General features: G+C 36.5%; 17 protein-coding genes. 10 read left to right on the top strand and 7 right to left on the bottom strand.

Features of this window, described 5'->3' with window-relative positions; translation table 11 throughout:
• Window positions 1–4: 4 nt before the first annotated feature.
• The 6 genes from FVA72_RS21120 to cpxR all read right to left on the bottom strand — a co-directional run bounded on the left by FVA72_RS21120 (window position 5) and on the right by cpxR (window position 8,370).
• Window positions 5–1,153, bottom strand: a complete 1,149-nt coding sequence (locus FVA72_RS21120) for a polysaccharide pyruvyl transferase family protein (protein WP_110592808.1) — start codon at window positions 1,151–1,153, stop codon at window positions 5–7.
• A 32-nt stretch (window positions 1,154–1,185) separates the two neighbouring features.
• Entirely contained in the window at window positions 1,186–2,649 is a 1,464-nt protein-coding gene (locus FVA72_RS21115) for a lipopolysaccharide biosynthesis protein (RefSeq protein ID WP_137019342.1), read from the bottom strand.
• A gap of 152 nt (window positions 2,650–2,801) precedes the next feature.
• Window positions 2,802–3,785, bottom strand: a complete 984-nt coding sequence (locus FVA72_RS21110) for a nitroreductase family protein (protein WP_110592810.1) — start codon at window positions 3,783–3,785, stop codon at window positions 2,802–2,804.
• A gap of 611 nt (window positions 3,786–4,396) precedes the next feature.
• Complete coding sequence (locus tag FVA72_RS21105) at window positions 4,397–5,833, bottom strand: capsule assembly Wzi family protein (protein WP_110592811.1); 1,437 nt, start codon at window positions 5,831–5,833, stop codon at window positions 4,397–4,399.
• Window positions 5,834–6,304: 471 nt separating this feature from the next.
• On the bottom strand, window positions 6,305–7,675 hold the full coding sequence (gene cpxA, locus FVA72_RS21100; protein WP_004265222.1) for an envelope stress sensor histidine kinase CpxA: 1,371 nt from the start codon (window positions 7,673–7,675) through the stop codon (window positions 6,305–6,307).
• Complete coding sequence (gene cpxR, locus FVA72_RS21095; protein ID WP_004265224.1) at window positions 7,672–8,370, bottom strand: envelope stress response regulator transcription factor CpxR; 699 nt, start codon at window positions 8,368–8,370, stop codon at window positions 7,672–7,674. Before cpxR ends, cpxA begins: the two co-directional genes overlap by 4 nt.
• Before the next feature lie 150 nt (window positions 8,371–8,520).
• On the opposite strand from cpxR, the gene FVA72_RS21090 reads away from it, so the two are divergent.
• The 8 genes from FVA72_RS21090 (at window position 8,521) to pfkA (ending at window position 14,770) form a co-directional block, all read left to right on the top strand.
• The gene (locus tag FVA72_RS21090) at window positions 8,521–9,090 is read left to right on the top strand and encodes a Spy/CpxP family protein refolding chaperone (protein ID WP_110592812.1); all 570 of its coding nucleotides are present in this window, start codon (window positions 8,521–8,523) and stop codon (window positions 9,088–9,090) included.
• 256 nt (window positions 9,091–9,346) lie between these two features.
• The gene (locus FVA72_RS21085) at window positions 9,347–9,649 is read left to right on the top strand and encodes a type II toxin-antitoxin system RelE/ParE family toxin (protein ID WP_096863599.1); all 303 of its coding nucleotides are present in this window, start codon (window positions 9,347–9,349) and stop codon (window positions 9,647–9,649) included.
• Window positions 9,646–9,930: an addiction module antidote protein gene (locus FVA72_RS21080; RefSeq protein WP_004265229.1), complete on the top strand. Its 285-nt coding sequence runs from the start codon at window positions 9,646–9,648 to the stop codon at window positions 9,928–9,930. The genes FVA72_RS21085 and FVA72_RS21080 overlap by 4 nt, the downstream gene beginning before the upstream one ends.
• A gap of 82 nt (window positions 9,931–10,012) precedes the next feature.
• Window positions 10,013–10,594, top strand: coding sequence for a HutD/Ves family protein (locus FVA72_RS21075; protein ID WP_094961882.1), 582 nt, complete (start codon window positions 10,013–10,015; stop codon window positions 10,592–10,594).
• Between the two features lie 219 nt (window positions 10,595–10,813).
• Window positions 10,814–11,566, top strand: a complete 753-nt coding sequence (locus FVA72_RS21070) for a M48 family metallopeptidase (protein WP_004265231.1) — start codon at window positions 10,814–10,816, stop codon at window positions 11,564–11,566.
• A gap of 237 nt (window positions 11,567–11,803) precedes the next feature.
• Window positions 11,804–12,445 (top strand): lysophospholipid acyltransferase family protein, encoded by a 642-nt coding sequence (locus tag FVA72_RS21065; RefSeq protein ID WP_094961883.1) that lies wholly within the window; start codon window positions 11,804–11,806, stop codon window positions 12,443–12,445.
• On the top strand, window positions 12,442–13,386 hold the full coding sequence (locus tag FVA72_RS21060; protein ID WP_004265235.1) for a phosphatidate cytidylyltransferase: 945 nt from the start codon (window positions 12,442–12,444) through the stop codon (window positions 13,384–13,386). Before FVA72_RS21065 ends, FVA72_RS21060 begins: the two co-directional genes overlap by 4 nt.
• A 406-nt stretch (window positions 13,387–13,792) precedes the next feature.
• On the top strand, window positions 13,793–14,770 hold the full coding sequence (pfkA, locus tag FVA72_RS21055; RefSeq protein ID WP_004265237.1) for a 6-phosphofructokinase: 978 nt from the start codon (window positions 13,793–13,795) through the stop codon (window positions 14,768–14,770).
• 530 nt (window positions 14,771–15,300) lie between these two features.
• Here the strand turns inward: pfkA and FVA72_RS21050 are convergent.
• A complete protein-coding gene (locus FVA72_RS21050; protein ID WP_004265240.1) occupies window positions 15,301–16,200 on the bottom strand; it encodes an AraC family transcriptional regulator in 900 nt (299 codons plus the stop codon).
• A 404-nt stretch (window positions 16,201–16,604) separates the two neighbouring features.
• Between FVA72_RS21050 and FVA72_RS21045 the strand changes: the two genes are divergently transcribed.
• Both FVA72_RS21045 and FVA72_RS21040 read left to right on the top strand, forming a co-directional pair.
• Entirely contained in the window at window positions 16,605–17,108 is a 504-nt protein-coding gene (locus FVA72_RS21045; RefSeq protein ID WP_004265242.1) for a DUF4334 domain-containing protein, read from the top strand.
• Window positions 17,109–17,280: 172 nt separating this feature from the next.
• Window positions 17,281–18,324 carry an NAD(P)-dependent alcohol dehydrogenase gene (locus tag FVA72_RS21040; RefSeq protein ID WP_110592813.1) on the top strand — a complete coding sequence of 348 codons (1,044 nt, stop codon included), beginning with the start codon at window positions 17,281–17,283 and terminating at the stop codon, window positions 18,322–18,324.
• The last annotated feature ends 37 nt before the right edge of the window (window positions 18,325–18,361 follow it).

Raw genomic sequence — 18,361 nt, 5'->3', positions numbered from 1 at the left:
ATAGTTACCTTATAGCATTAGTTTTAGATAGTGCATTTATAAGGAAAGTTAATGAATTTTTTCTCTGCTCTTCAATAATAGTATTAATTTTTGTATAATCTATATCTTGAATGTTTTCAAGACAAGTATCTAATTCATCTTCTGTTATAAATCTATCTGTTAAGCCTAAAGAACCAAGTAAACTAAATAATCTAGACTCACCCCTATTTTTGTTTTTTATACAAACAAAATTTTTGTTGAAAATTATTGAAAAGCAAACGCAGTGAAATGAATCGGTTATTACCAGAGTGCTATTCTTAATTTGTTCTAACCATGAGGTTACATTTATATATTTATTATAGAATATTCCTTCGGAGTAATAAATATTTTTTGTTTGAATATTCAAAGTGTTACTGATTTTCTTTAGTTTATTTTTAAAGTCTTTAGTTATATCTAATTTATAGTATACAATTGTTGGTTTTCTTTGATTGTTAGATGAAGCTATACTAGAACTAGAGATGATTTTATCAAAGAACTCTTTTCCTGCCAAAAGAGTAGAATCTAATACATGAGTAGAATTAACCGAAAAAATATCATTACAAATTTTTACACCAGAATCTTCTCTGACTGAAATTGCATCAAACTTAGATAGGTAACTTTTAATAGAATTTGTAATTATTGGGTCATCGTTTTTTTCCCAATGGTCAACCCCAAAGCTAGCCGCATATGAAATCTTAATTGTTGAGTCAGAAGCGAACTGTAAAAAATAAGCATGATAGTCATGTTCACTGAAAAACATGCTATAGCGCCAGACTTGGTCACTTCCTACAATTAGTCCAGCATAATTCGAAGCAATTTTTGTTAAGTCAGATGAGTTTAGGTAGACATCAGTTGTTCTAGTTATCCATTTTTGCCTAAATTCTTCAAATACATTATTGTTCATTGTGTACGAGAAAAGGTTAGACTTACCCAAGAAAAATTTGATTATATGTCCTAGAAAACCATATTTTATTTTATTTTTTATTTGATTTTTGTCATAAGGAATATAATCTATATGTTGTGCGTTATAGCCTAAACCATTAACAACAGACTCTAAAGCAGAGGCTTGTAGAACTGCACCATAATTATGGTCTGAATATTGAAAGTTTAATATTCCTATTTTTATTTTTGTCATTTTATATATCTTAATAGTTAAGTTAAGTTAAGTTAAGTTAAGTTATGGGTGAATTTTTTTTTTATAAACGAAGAGAAAAAATCTTTTTCTTTTTTTGTTAATCCAATGAACCAAATAAAAAAAGATATGCTTAATAAAGATAAGAAAATATACAAAGTGAATTGAGGAAATCCTTCAGATAAAAATTTATTTATTAAATAAATAATGGATAATGAAAAGAACGAAACAAGACTAACGGGAAGAATCACAATTTTAATAAATCCAGATATTATATATCTATCTATTTTATTCAATATTATAATCCTCGCAATTAAGCAGATTATAGATAAAACTATACTAACTATAAAAACCATCTCGGGTGAAGGAGATTTTTTTAGAATATAAAATGAAATTGGTATATTCAAGAGTGTAATGCTTCCAATAATAATTTGATATAATTTTATTTTCCCAGTTGCATTACATGCAGACATCAATGAATTTGATAAGCTTATAATTAAAGATTCAATAATGATTAATTGGCAAAATATAGTTGTATAATTAGGCACCGATAAAAGCCATATATTTAGAATGTAGTCCATTCTAAATATCATTGGAGAGGAAATAAAAAAAATAAAATAATAAGATAATTTTGATCCAGTAGAAATAAGCTCTTTTGTTCTATTTCGATCATTTATAGAATATGATTTTACTATTTGAGGGCTCATGGATAGCTGTATTGCGGTTACAAAACCATATATAGCGCTATTTACTTGCGAAGATATGGCTTTAGCTGCGTTAACTGTAGGGCCAAAGAAAATGTTAATTAACACATTAGAAAATTGATTTGTACATACTCCAGCGAGTGCTCCAAAAAAATTCCATCCAGTATATGAAAATAGTTTCTTGAATAAATTAGTATTCCAATACAGTCTATATTTTGTAATGGAAAAGGTAAATTTATTATAAAAAATATAAGTCATCGATGTAAGAAAGGCAACTAAACACATCAAGCTAGAATATACTTTAAGCTTATTTGGCTGTTCTTCATTAATAAAAAATAATATTACTAATTTTAAGGTGACATCGATAATGCTTATTATTGCATAAACATTCAATTTTTCATGTGCTATTATATTCGAACTATAAGGGATGCTTATGACACTGAAGCAAAATGAAATCATAGCACATTGAAAAGCCCATAAAGCTGAGGGTAGTTTATCTTTTGGAATATTTAATTCAAAATGAATAAACCATAGGCCAATAGTTTCAATTATGATTAATGCTATAATTGTTATTAGTATATTTATATTAACGCTCATGACGAAAGTATTTGATAATTCTACTTTATCATTTCTACCTATTTCAAAAGACAAAAACCGTTGTGTAGCAGAGATCATCGCGCTACTTATGAAACCTAACATTGTTACAACGCTAGCTACAACGGTATAAATACCAAAGTCAGTTACACCTAGAACATCTAAAACTATTCTTGATGTATAAAGTGTTATTACTATCATGAACAGCATTCGTACATATAAGAATACTGTATTTTTAATAATTGTATTATTGTTTTTAATTTTAGACATTAAATTGTAAATTATTGATTTTTAGTAAAAATAGATAAATACAGTCTTAATTATTGTAACTCTAAGTGAATTGTAAACTATAATTAGTGTCTTTTATAAAAGTTACTAGTATCTAAACGCGGTGATTTAGCTAATACACTATTACTTGCAGGATGACCAAGAGCAATGATGACAATTACAGCCTCAGAATTTGGAATATATCCGAGTTTATGTAGTTTTTTTTCATCTTTAAATGAATTACACCAATTCAAAGGGCAGCTTTTTAAACCTTTTGCCTCTATTGCATACATTAGGTTCATTGCGAAAATTCCTCCATCTGTGTATGGCTGATTTCGTTCGCCTGGTGTATAAAATGCGCTGAGTTCACTAGAGATTACTGCTATCATTGGGATATTATCAGTAAAGCCAGTGTTCCCGTTCTGTAAGCTTAATATTTGTAATTTTTTCTCGCCTTCAAAAAAGTGTATTCGCCAATGCTGCCGGTTACAAACTGATGGAGCTGTTATTGATAGTGAAACTATTTCTTTTAGTATTTCATCATTTATTTTTTTATCGGAAAAATTGCGAAAACTATGCCTAGACCGCATTAGACTTTCTAAACTAACGATTTCTTTATCACTTTCTTGATATTTATAGTAGCCACTAATTTCTGTTTTTGGATCGTTTAGATCGTTTAAGTTAATCAATTTTAATAGATTTTTGTAGAAAATCGGAAGCTCATAATCATTGTCAGTGTGAAATTTTTTATATGCTTTTATGGCGCCAAGTGAAATATAGTAAACTTCATCTTTTGCAAATTTTGATTCATATTCAACTGTATTATGTATTAATCTTGTTAATGCATCCTTCCCAAAAGATGGTCTTGGGTTTGGTAGTGTGAATGCTTTTTCTATACGGTGTTTATCTTGCAAAATCCAAGCTTCTAATTGTTTTTTATTTTTGTTTTTTTTATTATCTTTAGCATAATGTTTTCTAAATTTATTATAATCATATAGTGAATTAATGATTAGTAATAAAGAGTAATAAATATTTTTTAATGGTTTTTTTATACCTTTTTTTAACATCATATATCGTCTCTAATAATATGGGATATGAAAACCCATAGCTACCGCACTGGGTTGTCGGGTCCCAGAGCACCATTGAATTTGTAAATGCATACTTATTAATTGAAAACATTGCATTTTTTGCTAACTTGTTCAATTGATAAGCATAGCTTATTGTTTTTTGACTGCCAAAGGGTATGCCTCAGCATTTATTTGGTCAAGTAAAAAGCGCTTAATAATACCATTAAAGCTAGTTACTGACTATCACCGTGATAGTGTTAGGGAATAGTCCTAAGGGGAGTAGCAATACAATAAATTATTTTAAATTATCAGGTTATAATCCTATTCTTACGCCTTGTATGTGATTATATATTTAAGTTAAGTTATTCCTTGTATATCATTGCTTTTAGTGTGGGTTTAATAAAAACGAGATGCTTATATCTCCATATTTATCCTAATTTAGAGTAGTAATAGATTAATAAAATGCTTAATTGATTATATTAATTCACTTGGCTATCGGTAGAAATTATATGTGTAATATATTTTTGACTAGGATGACAATTTTTTTTGGATAAAAAAACGGATTATGCCAAAACATAACCCGTTTTCGATTAAATATACTCAATGTGTGCCAATTACCACTTAAACGGCACGTTTACTGTAACGGCTGCACCTAAGTCATTGCGTGTTTCGTAATCAGTTTTAGATACCCAAACCTTCGCGTCAGTGCTGATGTCATAGTCAAAGTTATGCCACCAACCGAAATCAACACCTTTGATGGTTTCTGATTTAGGGAATAACTTGTTGCCATCAAAGTTAGATTTATTCACTTTCGCATACATGAGGCGGGTGCTAACACGGTTGTCATCATCGAGAGTGTATTCCACTTTGGTCGTGAGCATGCGCCCGTCACCGCCCATTGCGTGGCCTAGTGATGCACCTTGCTGATAGTAGCCCTCAGTATAGATAAAGTGGCGATACATGACGTTATCTTTATTCCACTCTGTGTGGGTGTTCGCGCCTTCAATATACCAATTTAGTGGCTGGCCCCATAAGGTGTGGTAGCCTTCGATACCACCCATAAAGGCGTTTTTCGATGGGAAGAGGTTAGCTTCGTCTTCACCGACCATTTGGCCATATAAGCTGACAGGTAGGTCGACTAATGGGTAAAGTTTTAGTTTGAAATCTAAACCGGCTAACTGGTTACCTGGGTCTTTGTTTTTGTCGCCTGTATTATCTTTCCCGCCCATGGCATCCCAGAAGGAATCCCAGTTATTAGGGCGGCCATCGCCTCCCCACATGACCACGCGTGAACCACCGAGTTCGAAGAAATCAGTTGGGTTCATGGTCATGCGCAGGCCAATCAGTTTAGTATTTTTGGGGTCATACTGTTTGAATTGTGCAGCTGTTAACTGATATTGCCATGAACCAATCCAAGAAAGCCATGGTGTTTCAAATGGGCTTTGGTCTGCACGCTGAATTAAGAAACCGGTCATAGGGCGTGCGGCATCAGTACGAATTAAGCTACCGTCGTGACCGGGGCCCCACCATTGTGGGATCTCACCAAAAGTTACCCACTGGTTCCAAATTTTTACACCACCATATGAACCATTGAGGTTGTAATCAGAACCATTTTCAACACGTAAAGCACGTTCGCCATTCGCGGTGAGGTTTAAGTCTACATCGTCAGTGCTGTAGTTACCTGAAACGGTATAGCGAATATCACTATATTCACTTTGAGCAAAGCCTTGTGGCATTGAGTTGTGGCTAGATGCAAGGTGAGTTTCTAGTTGAACACTGTTTTTCTTACGGTCAAGGTTCTTTTTAATGCGCTGAATAATGGCTTCTTGTTCGCTATTAGTAATATTTGCATTATTTAAAGAACGCGTGATTTCTTCTTGGGACAGTGGCCAAGTGGATAAGCTAATTTGAATAACGTTACGTTCAGAAAGCCAAGCAAGGTCACTGCGTAAGTTGTTATCTGGTAGAACTAATCCCCCTGCAATGCTTTGTGCACTGATGGTTCCGAGCACAGCAAGTATTGCTAGCTTAGTGAGCTTGAAATTTTTCATTGATAAATCCATTTGAAGTTGAGTTCGCCTAATATTGAACAGGTTAATAAATGAAAACCTATAAATAGAGTTAAAATATGATTATTATCCGCCACATTATAAGTATCTTAATTTGCATTGAGTTGGGCTTCTGTGCTTTCTATTAATTCAGCTATCACACTTTAACTAAGTAATAACAGAATATCAGATTAATATGTTAGGTATAGGAATTAGTAACATCTTAAGATGTAAAGCGATATACTTTTTACTAGGCTAGTACGTTGCTAATTTCAAAAATTCTTTTCTATTATTCTTTTTTTTGCGTGTGAAAAACAGCAAAATAGAGTTTTATATTGGTTAGGTATTTGGGAGTTGTTGTTTTTAGATGCAATATAGGACTATTCCCTATTAATAGGTATAAGTTGACTGAAAAAATAAACCCCCATATTGAGAATGAAAATAAGGGGGTTTATTTGTATGAATAAAATTAATTTACCGGCCGTGTTCAGGTAGCCAGATTTGTAACCTTAAACCACCTAATGGGCTATCATCAGCCTTCACCCAACCTTTATGTTGTGTTATCGCGGTTTCAACAATTGCAAGACCTAAACCAGTCCCACCCGTCTCCCTGTCCCGAGCTTCATCCGTGCGGTAGAACGGACGGAAAATGTGCTCACGGTCAGCAGGGCTAACACCAGGGCCATCATCATCGACAGTGATTAAAATACCGTTATTTTCTTCTTTGAAATCAACGGCAATATGCGTGTGCGAATAGCGTAGTGCGTTACGCACAATATTTTCAAAAGCACTCCCGACAGCAGAAGGGTTGCAATATAGCGGCCAAGGTCCGGGGTTAGAAGTGACCTCGAGGGTTTTGTTCATTTGCTCGGCTTCAAAGCTAGCATCATCTAAGATATCGCCCCAAAGTTCATCGGCTTTGATATTTTCACGCAAGATCTCGTTTTTGTGCTGGCTACGAGATAGCACCAGCAAATCGTTAATCATGCTATCTAGGCGATGGGTCTCGGTTTCGATGCGTTCTAACTCTTTACTTTCCCCATGGCGACGGCGCAATAAGGCTGTTGCTAACTGCAAACGTGTCAATGGAGTTCGTAATTCATGAGAAATATCAGAGATTAAGCGTTGCTGTGCGCTAACCATACCATCAAGGGCGCTGATCATCTGGTTAAAGCTATTCCCAGCAGACAAGAACTCTTGTGGGCCGGCTTCTAGCTCTGGGTGTGGCCGTAAATTTCCTTTCGCCACATCGTCGGCCGCCATTTTTAACTTACGAGCAGGGCGGGCAAGACTCCAAGATAGCCATAATAATAACGGAGCACTGATCAGCATTGTGGCAATCAGTAATAAGAAAGGCCTATCAAACAATAAGTTAATAAAGTCAGATTGCGGGCTGCTTGCTGGGCGAACTAAATATAGCTGGTAGTGGTCTTCCCCATCGCGAATGGAGAATGGCCCGAGGATTTCAGCTCGTCCATATTTTTTCTTTTTCGGGTGATCTGCGTTATCGGACTGGCCAATAAAGTTACGTATCACCTGCATTTCACTTGGCATAGCACCAATCACACGGCCTTCACTGGTGACGATAATCAACCGTTGGCCGGGAGGTGCCCATTTTTTGATGGCGTTAGAAATACGCCGCCACCAAAGTAGGTCATTCATCGGAGCTTGTGCGAGTTCGGCTTCAATATGCTGCTCAAGCATCTCCCCTTGGCGTTGTTCACTTTCCATAAGGACGGTGATTTGCCGAGAGTCGAGTTTGGGCACCATCAGCACTAGCATTAATACTAGTGCGAGGGTAAACCAGAAGATCGCAAAGATCCTTGCGGTTAAGCTGTTGATCATGTGGCAGAAACCATTAAGTATCCACGGCCACGTAAGGTTTTAAACCACGGCTGGCCATCAGTGCGTTCCGGAAGTTTGCGGCGTAAGTTTGAAATATGCATATCAATAGCACGGTCAAACGGTGTTAAGCGCTTCCCAAGTACTTCTTGGCTAAGGTGTTCACGAGAAACAACTTGGCCTAGGTGCTGTGCGAGCAGATATAACAACGTAAATTCGGTACCTGTTAAGTCCAAAATTTCATCATCAAAGCTGGCTTCTTGGCGGCCTGGGTTAAGTTGCAGTTTATCAACTTGTAAAACAGGGGTATTGCTATTGTCGCCTTGGGTTTGCTCGCTCCAGTTAGAGCGGCGTAATAAAGCACGAATACGCGCGACCAGTTCACGGTCATTGAACGGTTTAGGTAGATAGTCGTCTGCACCTAATTCTAGGCCCAGAACTTTATCTAGCTCACTACCGCGAGCCGTTAACATGATTACGGGGGTCTGATGGATTTGGCGCAGTTCTTTTAATGTCTCAATACCATTTTTTTTCGGCATCATGACATCAAGTAGTAACAGGTCAATGGATGAGTCAATTTGCTGTAATGCCTGTTCACCATCATAGGCGATGACAACATTGAAACCTTCCATTTCCAGCAGTTCTTTTAATAGCGACGTGAGTTCACGGTCGTCATCAACTAATAGGATTTTATGCATTTTTTAAGTCCTCCAACTGCCAAAATACGATAACAATCTGTACGATTCCATGACTTTACGTTCTTTTACATGCTCTGACGCTAGTTTGCAGCCACAGGTGTATATTTGTTCACATTGAATCACGAGCACAGTTCGGAGACAAGGTGTCAAATGCTGAGAACAACACATAGCAAAGTACATAATACAGTACATAAAACCGCAATGTTAGTTTTAGCTTCTGCGTTTGTGTTCGGGCCAGCGGTTGCTTTTGCAGAAGAGCCACAAAGTGCTGCAAATGAAAGTTCAACACCTTTGATGTTACAGATGCAGTCTGAGCCAACTGCGCCATCAGGCAATACGGTTGTGCCCTTTCAACATCATGAGTTATTTAGCAGTGAAGAACGTGCCAGTACCTTTATGTTTAATGGTATCACGTTAAATGAAAAACAGCGCCAGCAATTACGCGATTTAATGGCAACACAGCGCCATTATCATGTTGATAACACTGCTTTAGTTAAAGAACGTGAAGCGCTGCACAAATTAATTATAGCGGATAGCTTTGATGACAAAGCGGTTCGTGAAGAGCTTGAAAAGCGAATGCAAAAAGAACTGGAACAACGTGTTGAAATGGCTCGAATTCACCATGAATTGTACCAGTTGTTAACGCCAGAGCAGAAAACTGAGCTTGAAAATATTCACCAACACAAAATGGCGGAATTTCAAGCGATGCAGTTTCAGTAAATTTAGTTGTTAGTACCTGTAGTAATGCCTGTAGTAATGCAAGTTAGTTAGTTTCATATATTGAGTTCCATAGTAAGTAGTGAAGTAGCAGTAAGTGAAGTTTTTCCTTGCCATAGACACCATCCCTGTCTTTTATAGCCCCTGTTAGGGGCTTTTTTTTTGTTTCTAAACTAGTCCTTTATTCATGGTTGTTAACTATAGTTGACAACTAAACGAAGATTGCTAAGATAAAAACATAAAGACAAGGAGCAGTCTTATGATCACGGTTCTAACAACGGAATGTTTTGATAGTTGGATCAAAAATCTTAGAGATATTCGAGCTAAAACTAAAATTCTAATGAGAATTAGGCGGTTAAAAAATGGAAATTATGGTGATGTTCAACCCATTGGTGATGGCTTTTCGGAACTGAGGGTACATGAAGGACAAGGGTATCGTGTTTATCTAAAGCAGAAAAACAATGTTATTGTAATTTTACTTTGTGGTGGGACAAAGGCAACGCAGCAGAAGGATATCCATAAAGCTAAACTTCTTTTTGGTGAAGTTGAGGGGGAACTATGAATACTAAATTAAAAGAATTTGATATCGCTGAGTATTTAAACAGTGAAGAAGAAATACAAATGTATCTAAACGAAATTCTAGAAGAAGGTGACCCTAGTCTAGTTCTCGCTGCACTTGGTGATATTGCGAAGGCAAGAAATATGAGCCAATTAGCTAAAGAAGTTGGAATGAGTCGTGAAGGTTTATATAAGGCGCTATCAGGACAGGGAAATCCAACATTTATGACGATTATAAAAATCGTTAATTCTCTCGGATTAAAGCTACAGTTTAAGAGTATCTAAAAAATAGCTTATCTATGATTAGGCTAGCCATTAGCTAAGCTCACTATAAAAATAACGTATCCACCAAAGTAGGGTTCACTTTATGACTCAGATATTAACGACGCAAGATTATCGCAATATGCCTTGGAAAAATGGCCAAGGGTCGACACTTGAATTGGCACGCAGTCATGGTGAAGGTTTAGATGATTTTGATTGGCGAGTGTCTATTGCAGATGTTAAAGCGGCGGGAGCATTTTCGTTTTTCCAAAATCGACAACGTATTATTGGAGTATTGGAAGGGGAAGGATTTATTTTACATGTGGATAAGAACCCTGCGGTGACGTTAAAGCAAAAAGAGTTTTTTGCTTTTAATGGGGAAAGTGAGGTTTATGCGGAGCTTATCCAAGGTGCAATTCGTGATTTTAATGTCATCTATAATCCTGAAAAATATCAAGCCCGCTTACAATGGGTGAATACTGCGCTTATTAACTCTTGGGTCAGTGGAGCAAGTGAGATCTTAATTTTTAATATTACCCCTAATTTGGGGGTGACTATTAATTCAGATTGCTTTTATTTAAAACCATTCGAGACTCTACTAATCAAAGAAAATCGAGAGAATCTACAATTTACTATTGAGCAAAATACAGAAAATGATTTTTGCATTATTGAGTTATTTATTAAATAGTTAGAATTTTTTCACTCTAAATTTAAGTACTATTTGTATGAAGCTTATATAGTACTTATTATTGGAATAATATTCTGCCCATTTTGCAATTTTAGTCAAAACGTTATCAAATTCATATATTAGATAATTATGGCTTTATTCCTATTGTTATTTTTCGCAAAATTCATAGTCTTTAGCGTTGTTAAAAAATAATACCTATATACTAAAGGAAAATGTTCTATGAAGATGAAAGCGCTTGTGGCAGTTGCTGTTTCTGCTGTCATTTTAACGGGTTGTAAAAATTTAGACCAAGGGATGTTGACTAACTCAGGTATGCAATTATTCCAAGCGGCAACACTGAGTGATGCAGACGTTAAAAAATTCAGTGATGAATCATGTAAAGAAATGGATGCGCAAAACAAAATCGCACCAGCGTCTAGCAAATATGCAAAACGTTTAGATAAAATCGCAAAAGCATTGGGTAACGAAGTTGATGGTACCCCAGTAAACTATAAAGTTTATATGACTAGCGATGTAAATGCATGGGCGATGGCGAATGGTTGTGTACGTGTATACAGCGGCCTGATGGATGTGATGAATGACAATGAAGTCGAAGGTGTTTTAGGTCATGAAATGGGCCACGTTGCATTAGGTCATACACGTAAAGCTATGCAAGTTGCTTATGCAACGGTTGCTGCACGTACTGCTGCATCATCAGCGGGTGGCGTAGCAGAACAACTGAGCGCATCACAAGTTGCTGCACTGGGTGAAAAACTGATTAACTCACAGTTCTCTCAGCACCAAGAAAGTGAAGCAGATAACTTTTCTTACGATTTACTGAAAAAACGCGGTGTTAAAACTGAAGGTTTAGTTACTGGTTTTGAAAAATTAGCGAAAATGGGTAGCAGTGAAACAAGTATGTTTGATTCTCACCCACCATCAAGCGAGCGCGCACAAAACATCCGTGACCGTATTGCTGCTGACAAAAAATAATATTTAATTATTGATGTTAGTTGGATGTCATTCTGGTGTAGTAATGTGATGATATATTGCTACACCAATCACTTATTCCCTGCTGTTTATCTCAATATTACTTTTCTTATATTACAAATCAGAACTTATCCCGTTGTACTCCTGTAATTGACTCTCTATCTTGTTAATTAAACGATATTCAGGTTTTTTCGTAATTTTGCAAATTTTCGTTTGATAAAACGTTAGCAAGGAAAAAAGATGGAAAAAGTGCAGAGAATTTCTCTTTTAGCTAAGGGAATGGGCATGCTGTTATCGGGAACCTGCCGTTTATTAACTGGCGTTCGCACTCGTTGGGTCGGGTGCCAACCTTCAATGGCTTCACGTATTTATTATGCCAATCATTCCAGTCATCTTGATGGTTTGGTTATTTGGTCTGGGTTGCCGCCGTTAATGCGCCATTTTGTTCACCCTGTTGCCGCTAAAGATTATTGGGTTAAGACACCATTTCGGCGTTATTTAGTTAATAAGGTTTTTCGCGCTGTATTAGTCGATAGAAAAGGCGATAAGCCCGCACAAAATAATACATTAGCTCCTTTAGAATCAGTATTAGAGTCAAAGCATTCATTAATATTTTTTCCTGAGGGTACGCGTGGAGATGGGGAAACGCTAAGTCAATTTAAAAGTGGGCTCTACCATCTCGCGAAAAAATACCCTGATGTTGAAGTTGTTCCAGTCTATTTGGAAAATTTAAATCGTGTATTACCGAAGGGGTCAAAGCTTGTTGTGCCTGTGATTTGCTCAGCTATCGTTGGTAAGCCTCTGGAGCCTATTATGGAGAATGAAAATAAAATCGACTTTTTGCAGCGAGCCAAAGAAGCACTTGAGGAGCTAATGCCATGAGTATTGGGGACAGGGAATTAGTATTATTGTTGTCAGGTGTGTTTGGGATACTAGTATTTGCTAGTGTTATTGGTGGTATTCTTGCATATCGTTATTCAGGTGAAAAAAGTAACCCAACCATTGATAATTTGAATGCTCGTATCCGCGCATGGTGGGTTATGTGCATTATTTGTGTACTTGCTGTGGTGCTTGGCAATATAGGTGTCGTGATCTTATTCGCACTGATATCGTTCTTTGCACTAAGAGAGTTTATTACCTTAACGCCAACACGGCGAAGTGACCACGAGGCATTATTTTGGTGCTTCTTTGTTTTTATTCCATTGCAATATGTATTGGTAGGTATTGAATGGTATGGGTTATTTTCAATTTTCGTACCTGTTTTTGTATTCCTTTTCTTGCCTACCCGTATTGCTTTAGCTGGAGATACCTTTCATTTTCTTGAACGCACTGCAAAAATTCAGTGGGGGATGTTGGTGGCTGTTTTCTGTTTAAGCCACGTCCCTGCGTTATTGATGTTGAATATTCAAGGCTATGAAGGCGAAAACGTAAAATTATTACTTTTCTTGATTATTGTGACGCAAATTTCAGATGTGTTGCAGTATGTTTTTGGCAAGTTAATGGGTAAGCGGCCTATTGTGCCTAAGTTGAGCCCAAATAAGACCATTGAAGGTTTTATTGGCGGAGTATTATCTTCAGTACTCATTGGTGTTTGTCTTTACTGGGTAACCCCGTTTAGCTGGTGGGTTGCGGGGCTGATGTCATTCGCTATTACCATTATGGGGTTTGTGGGTGGGTTATGTATGTCAGCAATTAAGCGTGATAGTGGTATTAAAGATTTTGGGGCGATTATTGAAGGGCATGGTGGGATGCTGGATCGTATTGACTCATTGTGTTTTGCTGCGCCTATTTTTTTCCATTTAACGCGTTATTACTATACATAATCCCATTTTATTTTCGTTTTTGTTCGTTAATCAAAAGAGCACCAAAATGGTGCTTTTCTTTTGTTTTATAGGTACAGCATCGAAGGAATTTAAGTGTTATCATTAATACTTAATTTTTATTTCAAACTAAGGTATGACTAGGGTAATACGCTGTATTTTGTACTCTAGGGCTTTTTTTACCTTGAAGGATTTACCTATTGGGGTGATCGGCTAGAATTATGTAAACTGGATCACAATAAAACATAAAAGCTTGATGGAAAGCAGATGCATAATTCACTCTTTGCCGTATTATGCTGTTAGGTGAATCAATTCAGCACTAGTCAGTCAGTGTAATTAGCGTTAAAAAGATTAACAGCGTAACGGTTTTATCGATTTGCAATTTTATGTTCATTAATCAGAGGTCATCATGGTCAAGCAGATTAAAAGAATTGGGGTTTTAACGAGTGGTGGTGACGCGCCAGGCATGAATGCCGCTATCCGCGGTGTGGTTCGTGCGGCACTAGGTGAAGGTTTAGAAGTCATGGGTATTTTTGACGGTTACCTTGGCTTATATGAAAACCGCATGAAGCAATTAGACCGGTATAGCGTGTCGGATATGATTAACCGTGGTGGTACCTTTTTAGGTTCAGCTCGTTTTCCACAATTCCGTGATGAAAAAGTGCGTGCAGTCGCATTTGATAATCTGAAGAAAAACCATATTGACGCATTAGTTGTCATCGGTGGTGATGGCTCTTATTTAGGGGCTAAAGCACTGACGGAAGCAGGGTTCCCATGTATTGGTCTACCGGGAACGATTGATAATGACGTTGCTGGCACAGACTATACCATCGGCTATTTTACTGCCCTCGAAACGGTTGTTGAGGCCATTGACCGCCTTCGTGATACTTCGACTTCCCATAAACGTATTTCGATTGTTGAAGTCATGGGGCGTTACTGTGGTGATTTAACATTATCTGCTGCGATTGCAGGGGGCTGTGAATTCTTAGTATTACCTGAGCAAGAAATGGCTTTTGACCGCGAAGAACTGTTATCTGAAATCAAACGTGGTATTGAAAAAGGTAAACGTCATGCGATTGTCGCTATTACCGAACATGTTTGTGATGTGGGTGAGTTAGCGAAATATATAGAGCAAGAAACACATCATGAAACTCGCGCAACGGTTCTAGGCCATATCCAGCGTGGCGGATCTCCAGTTGCTTATGACCGCATTTTGGCATCACGCATGGGAGCTTATTCCATTCAACTTCTGTTAGAAGGCTATGGCGGGCGCTGTGTTGGTATCCAAAATGAAAAATTAGTTCATCATGACATTATTGATGCTGTTATGAATATGAAGCGCGTCTTTAAGAAGGATTGGTTTGATACGGCGAAGAAGCTGTACTAATTCTTCCTCTTCTTTTTCTTCGTCATATTTTGAGCTGTGACGTTGTTGGCAGCTCTCGGTTACTCGGGTCACATACTTATGTATGCACCCGAGCCGCCGCCTAGTCACAACTCAAACTATTTGGAGAAACTAGCGGGATATATAATGAAAATCAATCAAATGCAGTTCAATGCTTAATGGGATAGTTATTTGATTATTTGAAGTCCATTGCTTGTCAAAAGTATTTATAAAAATCACAAATAGATTTATTTTACATAAGTAGTAAATATAGTTTGTATATTTTCAATATTGGGTTATGGCAACAATCGGTCCACAATTGGAAGGGTAGGTAAAGCGACAATTATGATATAGATGCAAATTTTCAGTGTAGTACGCTATTCCGTGCATACGTGTCGATGAAGGATATGGTTGCACTTAATTGATGTTAATTTGATGCACTTGTATTATGAGTGTTTTGGGTTGGGTAACTTATTAATTGTATTGAGTAATTATGCTAACGATGAGCTTAAGCTTCATATAATAATTTTTAGTTAATGCTTACCTTTTTGAGAAAAGTTTGCTCTGAACAGTTTGTTATCTCGTCCTGGTGAAATATTAAACATTCGCGAATATTCACGGGTGAACTGCGATACACTGTTATAACCAACTGCAGAAGCTGCGTGAGTGATACTCACACCATTTGTTAACATCTGATTTCTAGCATGAATTAGGCGTAGTTGTTTCTGAAATTGTAGAGGGGTAAGTGTGGTGAGTAATCTGAAATATTTATGGAATACTGGTACGCTCATACCTACGCTACTGGCTAGTTCTTTGATTTTGATTGGGTACATAAAATCATTACGCAATTTTTCTATTGCACGACTCACTTTCACAGAATGACTGTCCATTGCACCAAGAGCCCTGATGGCTTCTCCATGCTCACTCCTGAGCAACCAGTAATGTAACTCACGTATTAACCCTTTACCAAGGATGTTAAGTGCTTCATGTTCTTCGAACAGCCTTACCAGACGACATGCAGTATCTGCCACATTAGTTCGAATGGGTTCAATATGGATATTACTTGCCGATCGATTTCTCTTAATTTTCATAGCGCTCAAGAGTTCACTAAGGAGCGAAATATCCAGTTCTAGAACAAGTGAATAATAGGGCTCTCCAGCACTAGCCTTTGTTATCAGGCCCTCTATAGGAATATCTGCGGATATAACCATCGCTTCTCCGGGACCATACTCAAAGCTGTTAGAGCCTGTTGTTACACGTTTTCGTCCCTGTAACATCATCGCGACAAGTGGCCTTGATACTGCTACCTGTAATTCTCCTTGATGGATAGAGCGTACGATAGTCAACCCCGAAACAGGTGTAGTAATAACACCGTTAAAAACGGCCCGAGCATCGGCATAGTGACGGCAGAGATTTAATAGTTCGTTGTTCATATAGTGTTTCCAAGCAAGATCATATGTGAATATTATGTTTTTTTCACACTTGCAACACCATATTTCCCCCCTTAAATGCCATAAAAATATTATCAGGCAAAAAAATATCCAATATCAGGCAATGCAGTACTCCTAAATTCCTTTACTGTATATGTATCGACAAGGCAATAAAAGTAAATACATATAATGAGCAAAATTTCTTTCGGAATAAGGGCCCACCTCTAATCCTATTATTTCTAATACTCAGCTTAGCGATAAAATCATTGATTCCTAAAAAGGTAATGAAGAGTAGTAAAGAAAGTTATAGCCGAAATTCTGTTTATAGATATTGAAACTTTAGATGAGTAGGTAATCTGAGACTGCTTATATCAGACTAAGACTTTTAACTTATAAGGTATATTTATATGAATAATATTCAAAAATTTTATGATCTACGTTCTAAAAATTCTATTATAGATGATTCAGTTTTACTGAGTCTTTTTGACTCCCTTCCTATAATTACATCAGATGAGATGTTAGGTAAGTGGAAAGGTGGTGATTTCAAAACAGGTCATTGGGGGAATAAAGCCTTAGCGGAAATGAAATGGTACGGTAAATGGTTTAAAAGCAAATTTGATGTGCTTCCAATCATTTGTTTCAATGATGAGGGTAAACTTTTTTCTAATAAGATAATGAAAGGAGAAGCATCTATTCTTGATGTGAGCTTTAGAGGAAAAACGTCTGCAACCATGATTTATGATGGAGTGCCAATCTTTGACCACTTTAGGAAAGTCGATAATAATATTGTTTTCGGGCTAATGGATGGTAAGCATATTGAAGGGTTTCCCGACATTGTTGATAACGGTAAATACTATTTCTTTTTTCTAGAAAGAATAGCCAAATATCCTGCTAAGTTTATTGAACAATAAAAAAACACAATTTTAATTGTGTATTAGGAGTGAGTGAATAAGCCACTTTATATTATATAAATTTTATATTTAAGATATAAAGAGTAAATGATATTTAATTTATTTAAAGTCTGGTTTATTCGCGCTGTCATTAAATCAATCATTAATTTATATAAAAAATAAAGAGAATACTATGTCGATAAAAATACTTGGGTATGCAGCTAAAAGTAATAAAAGTCCACTAGCTCCTTTTGTTTTCGAACGTCGAGATCTTCGCGAAGATGATGTTTTAATTGATATTGAATACTGTGGAGTCTGTCATACTGATATTCATCAAAGTAGAAATGATTGGGGTGTTTCTCAATATCCTATTGTTCCTGGACATGAAATTGTTGGACGTATTTCTAATATAGGAAATAAAGTTTCAAAGTTTAAAGTTGGTGATATTGTAGGAATTGGATTTATAGTAGATTCTTGTCAGGACTGTACATATTGTAAATCAGATTTGGAACAGTATTGTGAAGAGGGTCCAACTCAAACCTTTAATAGTTTAGATCGTTATGATGGACGAATGACTTATGGAGGATATTCTAAAAAAATTGTTTGCAGTGAAAATTTTGTTGTAAAAGTACCTAAAAATTTAGATTTAAAAGCAGTTCCACCAATATTATGTGCTGGTATTACAACTTGGTCTCCGTTAAGGCATTGGAAAGTAGGTAACGGAACTAAGCTTGCTATTGTGGGATTAGGTGGCTTGGGTCATATGGCTATTAAACTAGCTCATGCTTTAGGGGCAGAGATTACATTAATAACTAGTTCAAAATCCAAAATAGCTGATGCGATCCGTTTAGGTGCCCATCATGTTGTGTTATCAACAGATGAAGCTAAGATGGCAGAGATTAAAAATCAGTTTGATATCATCATTGATACTATCCCTTATGAGCATGATTTAAAACCATATGTTTCTACATTAACATTAGATGGAACATTGGTTCTTGTTGGTTACATCGGTGAATTTAACACGAGTTCAGTTCCGTTATATCTTGGAAGAAAATCTATTTCGGCTTCATTAATCGGTGGTATTAAAGAAACTCAGGAATTACTTGATTTCTGTGGGGAACACAATATTGTTGCAGAGATTGAGTTGATTAATATAGAAAATATTAATCAAGCATATGAACGTATGTTGAAACGTGATGTTAAATATCGCTTTGTAATCGACAATAGTTCGTTCTGATAATGTTTTAGTCGATTCTTGTAGCGCGGCAGAATTG

Origin of the sequence: Providencia sp. PROV061 (assembly GCF_011045655.1) — a bacterium.
Taxonomy (GTDB): domain Bacteria; phylum Pseudomonadota; class Gammaproteobacteria; order Enterobacterales; family Enterobacteriaceae; genus Providencia; species Providencia hangzhouensis.
The sequence above is the reverse complement of the archived record's forward strand: the minus strand, read 5'-3'. Positions and strand labels throughout refer to the sequence as shown.